The sequence below is a fragment of the Pararhizobium sp. DWP3-4 genome, assembly GCF_049898205.1.
In the GTDB taxonomy this organism is placed as follows: Bacteria; Pseudomonadota; Alphaproteobacteria; order Rhizobiales; family Rhizobiaceae; genus Pararhizobium.
Window position 1 is genome coordinate 1 of sequence record NZ_JAFCXF010000040.1, and the last position, 1177, is coordinate 1177.

2 tRNA genes and 1 rRNA gene are annotated in these 1177 nt (G+C 54.6%); all 3 read right to left on the minus strand.

Going from position 1 to position 1177, the window contains the following annotated elements:
- Nucleotides 1-93: ribosomal RNA gene (locus ACP7E6_RS29405) — 23S ribosomal RNA — on the minus strand; the annotation flags it as partial.
- 619 nt (nt 94-712) lie between these two features.
- Nucleotides 713-788 (minus strand) — tRNA-Ala (locus ACP7E6_RS29410).
- A 56-nt stretch (nt 789-844) separates the two neighbouring features.
- Nucleotides 845-921 (minus strand) — tRNA-Ile (locus ACP7E6_RS29415).
- Nucleotides 922-1177: the final 256 nt, after the last annotated feature.

Sequence of the window (1177 nt, forward strand, 5' to 3'; positions counted from 1 at the left end):
TTCGCAGCTCCCCACGGCTTATCGCAGCGTATCACGTCCTTCATCGCCTGTGCATGCCAAGGCATCCACCAATTGCCCTTATTTCACTTGATCGTTCTCATTGCCAATGCTCATCCTTAAGCCACCTTCCCGAAGGGAAGGGGCGATGCAGCTACCTTTTACAGCCACATCCAATCCAGATGCCATCAACGTGTTCGATATAATCCTCATATGAAGGCACGCCGGTGCACTTCGAGGTCATATCTTAAGACCAGCTTCTCGAGATCTGTCCGGGGATGCGCGGTCAGGCAACATCCATCGACATGTCGTCAGAGGAAGCCAAAAACACCAAAATCCCCAAGGCCCGAAAGCCTCGAAGTCTTGATGGTTCCAACAACCAACAACAAACATGCCTTGAGTAACAAGCTTCCTACCTACCTCCAGTCCCTCCACTGTCTCGGATCGGCTAGACCGTCGACAGCTTTAACAGGACTGGGCTCGGACATCTCCAACAGCCTTTCGACCATCTTCAACACCTGGAAGCTTCCAGACATATCTTCTCTTCACAATGTAATCAGAACAGGCATCAGGCTCATTCGAACCGATGCAAACTTTTATTTCTCTCTTAGGATATTCCGTCTTCCACCAAACAGGCCCAGAGGACCACGCCGGTCGTCCGGCGGCCCGTGCGGAGCGTAGCGGCAAAGCCGCGACAGCGTCAGCACCAGGTAAATGGTGGAGCTTATCGGGATCGAACCGATGACCCCCTGCTTGCAAAGCAGGTGCTCTCCCAGCTGAGCTAAAGCCCCAATTCTCCGAACCTGAGCGCACCAGCCAAAAGCCGCGACAGCGTCAGGACAAAACATGGTGGGCCCGGGTAGACTCGAACTACCGACCCCACGCTTATCAAGCGTGTGCTCTAACCAACTGAGCTACGGGCCCGATTTACGTGTTCACACGCCAATCGCACTCCGTGAGGAAGCAGCCGATCAAACTTAGATCGGACCGCCAAACAGGGCCAGAGGCCCACGCGCCGCATGGCGCGCCCCGTCCGGAGCGCAGCGGCAAAGCCGCGACAGCGTGAGGACATATCCTAATCGAGAAAGAGAAACGTAGACGGCGGTATTCGCCTTACTGCGGTGCTTCTGTATCCAGTGACACTGAAGTCAAAGGACATTCCACATCTCAACAGCGTATG